At 63.9% G+C, this 4,972-nt stretch carries 6 protein-coding genes; 4 read left to right on the forward strand and 2 right to left on the reverse strand.

Going from position 1 to position 4,972, the window contains the following annotated elements; all coding sequences use genetic code 11:
• Positions 1–119 precede the first annotated feature (119 nt).
• Positions 120–590, forward strand: coding sequence for a 23S rRNA (pseudouridine(1915)-N(3))-methyltransferase RlmH (rlmH, locus tag ACV4UY_RS00300; protein WP_491605677.1), 471 nt, complete (start codon positions 120–122; stop codon positions 588–590).
• A gap of 65 nt (positions 591–655) precedes the next feature.
• On the opposite strand, the gene ACV4UY_RS00305 is transcribed toward rlmH, so the two are convergent.
• Both ACV4UY_RS00305 and ACV4UY_RS00310 read right to left on the reverse strand, forming a co-directional pair.
• A complete protein-coding gene (locus ACV4UY_RS00305; protein WP_491605678.1) occupies positions 656–1,546 on the reverse strand; it encodes an adenylate/guanylate cyclase domain-containing protein in 891 nt (296 codons plus the stop codon).
• Positions 1,547–1,584: 38 nt separating this feature from the next.
• Entirely contained in the window at positions 1,585–2,412 is an 828-nt protein-coding gene (locus ACV4UY_RS00310; RefSeq protein ID WP_491605679.1) for a PP2C family protein-serine/threonine phosphatase, read from the reverse strand.
• A gap of 212 nt (positions 2,413–2,624) precedes the next feature.
• Between ACV4UY_RS00310 and hemB the strand changes: the two genes are divergently transcribed.
• Genes hemB through ACV4UY_RS00325 form a run of 3 tightly spaced genes read left to right on the forward strand, consistent with a single transcriptional unit; the run spans position 2,625 to position 4,931 of the window.
• Positions 2,625–3,608, forward strand: a complete 984-nt coding sequence (gene hemB, locus ACV4UY_RS00315; RefSeq protein ID WP_491605680.1) for a porphobilinogen synthase — start codon at positions 2,625–2,627, stop codon at positions 3,606–3,608.
• A complete protein-coding gene (locus ACV4UY_RS00320; RefSeq protein ID WP_491605681.1) occupies positions 3,605–4,681 on the forward strand; it encodes a tRNA (5-methylaminomethyl-2-thiouridylate)-methyltransferase in 1,077 nt (358 codons plus the stop codon). The genes hemB and ACV4UY_RS00320 overlap by 4 nt, the downstream gene beginning before the upstream one ends.
• A complete protein-coding gene (locus tag ACV4UY_RS00325) occupies positions 4,674–4,931 on the forward strand; it encodes a sulfurtransferase TusA family protein (protein WP_491605682.1) in 258 nt (85 codons plus the stop codon). Before ACV4UY_RS00320 ends, ACV4UY_RS00325 begins: the two co-directional genes overlap by 8 nt.
• Positions 4,932–4,972 lie beyond the last annotated feature (41 nt).

Below are 4,972 nucleotides of genomic sequence, written 5' to 3' on the forward strand. Positions count from 1 at the left end.
GAGACCAAACCCAAGGACGAGACCAAACCCAAGGACGAGACCAAACCCAAGGACGAGACCAAACCCAAGGACGCGGCCAAGCCGAAAGGGGAAGCCAGGCGCGGAGTCGCGACCTCGGAATGAGGATCACCCTCCTGGCCGTGGGTCGGGTGATGCCGCCGCCGATCCGGGAGCTGGTGGAAGATTACCGCGAACGACTGAATCACTTCGTGCCGACGCGCCTGGAGAGCGTGGCCGAAGAGAAACGGGATCGGGGCATGACGGAACGTCTGGCCCTGGAGCGGGAGGGGGGACGGCTGCGGGCCCGGTTCACCCCGGGAGCGATGATCGTGGCGCTGGATGGGGCGGGACGGATGTTCTCCTCCCCGGAGCTGGCGCGCACCCTCGGCCAGTGGCTCGACGCCTCACCCCCGGAGATTCTCTTTCTGATCGGCGGACCGGACGGGCTGGATCCGGAGATCAAATCCCGCGCCCATTTCACCCTCTCCCTGGGCCCGATGACCTATCCCCACATGCTGGCGCGGGTGCTGCTCCTCGAACAACTCTATCGCGCCATGACCCTCCTGCGCGGGGTACCGTACCATCGGTGAGCATGACGATGCCGGTTCATCGGCACGGAAAGAGCCAGCCCGATCTCTCCCCTGCCGTGGGTCTGCTACTGGAAATGGACCGCCAACGGATCGTCCGGGGTGACCACGCGTCCCAGACCGATCACCCCGGCCCCTTCGATGGGACGCTCCTCACGATGCACCAGGATCGGCGGTTCTCCATTCAACATCTGGACATAGGTGCCGTTGGTGCTCTGATCGACCAGATAGATCTGACCGCCACGGAACTCGATGCGCGCGTGGACCCGTGAAGACATGCTGTCCGGAACCACGAAGGTATTGGTCGAGCCGCGTCCGAAGCTGACCACGGGGTCGGCATGACACAGGGTGATCACCCGTCCCTCGAAGGAGATGCTCATCGTGGGGCCGGTGTTGTGTTGGGTGATGCTTCGGGAGTGGCCGGCCATGATGGTCAACTCCTCCTCCTCGCCCCAGGTCAATTCGACGATCCCGATGGGCGCGGTCTTTCCCTTGACCATGGTGGTCAACAGTTTGCGACATTTGTTTTTGAGTCGCGGACTGAGGCAGGCCATGGTATCGCCGGTGGTGATGATCTGATCCCCCTTGGCCTGACCGGCCATGCGCGCCGCCAGGTTCACCGCGTCGCCGAACACGTCGTCGTTCTCCTGGATCACCTCGCCGAAATGGAAGCCCACGCGAATTTTCAAATGGGTGCCCCAACGCGGACCATGGGCCCCGACCTCTTCTTGCATCTCCACCGAGGCATCGGCGGCCTGATCGGAGGATGGAAAGGTACACATCACCTCGTCGCCGATGGTCTTGACCACCCGCCCCCCATGGTCCTGGGTGACTCTTTTAAGCAGATCGATGCAACGTGAGGTGATTTCACGCGCCTTGGTGTCGCCGACGGTCTCGAACAGTTTGGTGCTGCCCGCGATATCGGCGAACATGATGGCCAATTGAACGGTTTCTCTCATGCGAGTCCTCACGGAATGCGAATGCGTCGGCTTGCGCGTTATAAGACCAGACCCAGAATGACGGTGATGTTGTCCCTGCCACCCGCTCTCAAGGCCAGTTCAATCAGATGTTGGCACGACTCTTCCAGGTTCTCCCCACCCGCGGCACCGAGAACCTCGGCGATCCGATGGGCGCGCACCATGCTGCTCAACCCGTCGGAACAGAGCAACAGGAGATCGCCGGGGGCGATGTCCTGGAAGGCGATATCCGGCTGAACGAAGTTGGCCGGCCCCATGGCCTGGAGCAGGATGTTCTGGGCCGGGGCATCTCCTTGAGATCCGAAGTTGAGCCACTGCTGATACATGGAGTGGTCCTGGGTGATCTGTCGCATGATCCCCTGGCGATGGAGATAGAGCCGGCTGTCCCCGACATGGAAGACGACCGGTCTGTGGCTGAAATCCGGAAGCCACAGACCCACCAGGGTGGAGCCCATGCCCATGCCGTCCGGGTAGCCGCGCGCGAGGTTGTGGCCATTCACTGCGGCATTGGCGCGGTTGATGGCCGTGTTGACCATGTTGAGGATGGGATTCGGCGCATCATCGACCGTGGGTTCCTCGGCGATGTTGCTGGCGGTCGAACCCATGGCGGAGGCGAGAATGGTCGGGGGTTCGTGGTCCAGGTTGGAATAATCACGCAGCACCGCGCGGGTGGATTCCACCACCTGGCGGCTGGCGACCTCGCCGGCGTCATGCCCCCCCATGCCGTCGGCGACCATGAGCAGGCCGATCTGCTCATCGACCAGGAACGCATCCTCGTTCAAGGTGCGCACGCGCCCGACATCCGATTGGGCGGCGACCAACAGGCGATTTCCGATACGTTGCACCATGCGCGATGGTTCCCGAGTTTGCGCGCCACGAAGAGGAACAGGCGCGCCAGCATTCAAGAAAAGAGTGTCAGATCAAGGCGATTGAGGCGATCCTTGCGATCTTTGGGCAAATCGCCGCATAATGTTGCCTTTGAGTCGTGATCCAGGCCCGATTCCGGCGACCTGAATGGGATTCACACGGATTTGACCGCCCCAGGAGAGTTCGTATCACCATGATCCACGAAAATTTGATCCATCGTCCCCGACGGCTGCGCCGCACGCCCCAGATTCGGCGCATGGTGCGCGAGACCCGTCTGTTGCCCGAAGATCTGGCGCTGCCCCTGTTCATCGTACCGGGAGTCGCGGTGCGTAAACCGGTGGTGTCGATGCCGGGGGTGGCGCAACTCTCCATCGATCAGGCCGTGCTCGTTGCCAAGGAGGCTCAGGATCTGGGATTGGGGGGAATTATCCTGTTCGGTATCCCAAAAAGCAAGGATTCCACTGGTTCTGATGCCGTGGACCCCAACGGGATCGTGCAGAGCGCCATCCGCGCCATCAAGGCCGAGCTGCCGGAGCTGTGGGTGATCGCCGACGCCTGTCTTTGCGAATACACCGATCACGCCCATTGCGGCGTCTTGCGCGGCCAGGAGATCGACAACGACGCCACCCTGGAGATCCTGGGACGCGCGGCGGTCTCGTATGCCGAGGCCGGCGTGGACATGGTGGCCCCGTCCGGGATGATGGATGGCATGGTGGGCGCGATCCGCGCCGCCCTGGACGATGCGGGACACGCCCTGGTGCCGATCCTCTCCTACGCGGTGAAATACGCCTCGGCCTACTACGGACCGTTCCGCGACGCGGCGGAAAACACCCCGACCTTCGGCGACCGGCGCGCCTATCAGATGGATCCGGCCAACCGGCGCGAAGCGCTGCGCGAGGCCCGCCTCGACATCGAACAGGGGGCCGACTGGCTGATGGTCAAGCCGGGACTGGCCTACATGGACATCCTGCGCGAACTGCGCGACCGCTTCGACCATCCGTTGGCGGTCTACAACGTCAGCGGGGAGTACGCGATGATCAAGGCCGCGGCAGCCAACGGCTGGATCGACGAACAACGGGTGGTCATGGAGACCCTGACCGGCTTCAAACGGGCCGGCGCGGATCTGATCCTCACCTACCACGCCCTCGATGCCGCCCGCTGGATGCAAGACGCATGAACACCCCCGACGAAATCCGCACCGAACCCCGCCCGGAACCCCTGCGCGCCCTGGGGCTGCTCTCCGGCGGTCTGGACAGCACCCTGGCCGCCCGACTGCTGATGGATCAGGGGATCGAGGTGGAGTGCGTCAACTTCCACACCGGTTTTTGCATCCAGTCCCATACCGGCGCGCTGCGCAATCCCAAACCCGGCGCCGCCCCGCCGCGTCACGACGCGCTGCACGCCGCCGGCAATCTCGGCATCCGACTCCATCTGGTCGATATCGCCGAGGATTACGTGCGCATCGTCACCGATCCCAAGCACGGCTACGGAAAGAACCTCAACCCCTGCCTGGACTGCAAGATCTTCATGGTCCAGAAGGCCTTCGAAATGATGCGCACCATGGGATTCCACTTCCTGTTCACCGGCGAGGTGCTCGGTCAGCGCCCCATGAGCCAGCGCCGCGACACCTTCCCGGTGATCGATCGGGAGTCGGGCGCCGGCGGTTGGCTGCTGCGCCCTCTGACCGCGTTGCGCATGCCCCTCACCGAACCGGAAAAACGGGGATGGGTGGACCGGTCGCGGTTGATGGGCTTCTCCGGACGCAACCGCAAACCCCAAATGGCCCTGGCCAAACAACTGGGAATCGTCGAGTACCCCTCCCCCGCCGGCGGCTGCTGCTTCCTCACCGACGAGAACTACGCCCGCAAGCTGCGCGATCTGTGGGAATATCGCGGCGAGCGCACCTATGCGATGGAAGATATCCTGTTGTTGAAAGCCGGTCGCCATCTGCGCCCTGCCCCCCACTACAAGCTGGTGATCGGACGGGATGATTCCGAGAACCATTTCCTCTCCGGCTTCGTGGAGGGGCGGATCCTGATCAAGGCCCGCGACATTCCCGGTCCGCTCACCCTGGTGGAAGGGACGCCGGGAGCGGAGGATCTGCGCCTGGCCTGTCGTCTGGCGGCCCGGTTCGGCAAGGCGCGCGAGATGCCGGAGGTGGCCATGCTGGTCGAAACCCAGGGCCGTCGGGAGGTTTACCAGGTAGCCCCCCTGCCCGCCCACGAGATCGACGAGGCGTGGTATGTCTGATGAGGTCACGGGACCTTCCAACATCGATCGAACGGTCGATGCCCGGCGTCTGCTCTGTCCGATGCCGATCTTGAAGGCCGAGGCGGCGATGCGCGAGATGCGGGATGGAGAGGTGCTCGAGGTGCGCGCCACGGATCCGGGGTTGAGCAACGACCTGCCCGCCTGGTGCCGAAGCCAGGGGCATCGTTTCCTGGGGATCCAACGCCAGGGGCGTGAGTTGACCGGGTGGGTGATCAAGGGCGGGGCGTAGCCCCCGCGCGCCGCACGCTTCTCGCGCCGCAGACCCTCACG

It is taken from the genome of Candidatus Magnetaquiglobus sp. (assembly GCF_058402785.1).

Coding starts and splice junctions, on each gene's coding strand:
- rlmH (WP_491605677.1), top strand. CDS start 120: ATGAGGATCACCCTCCTGGCCGTGGGTCGGGTGATGCCGCCGCCGATC.
- ACV4UY_RS00305 (WP_491605678.1), bottom strand. CDS start 1,546: ATGAGAGAAACCGTTCAATTGGCCATCATGTTCGCCGATATCGCGGGC.
- ACV4UY_RS00310 (WP_491605679.1), bottom strand. CDS start 2,412: ATGGTGCAACGTATCGGAAATCGCCTGTTGGTCGCCGCCCAATCGGAT.
- hemB (WP_491605680.1), top strand. CDS start 2,625: ATGATCCACGAAAATTTGATCCATCGTCCCCGACGGCTGCGCCGCACG.
- ACV4UY_RS00320 (WP_491605681.1), top strand. CDS start 3,605: ATGAACACCCCCGACGAAATCCGCACCGAACCCCGCCCGGAACCCCTG.
- ACV4UY_RS00325 (WP_491605682.1), top strand. CDS start 4,674: ATGTCTGATGAGGTCACGGGACCTTCCAACATCGATCGAACGGTCGAT.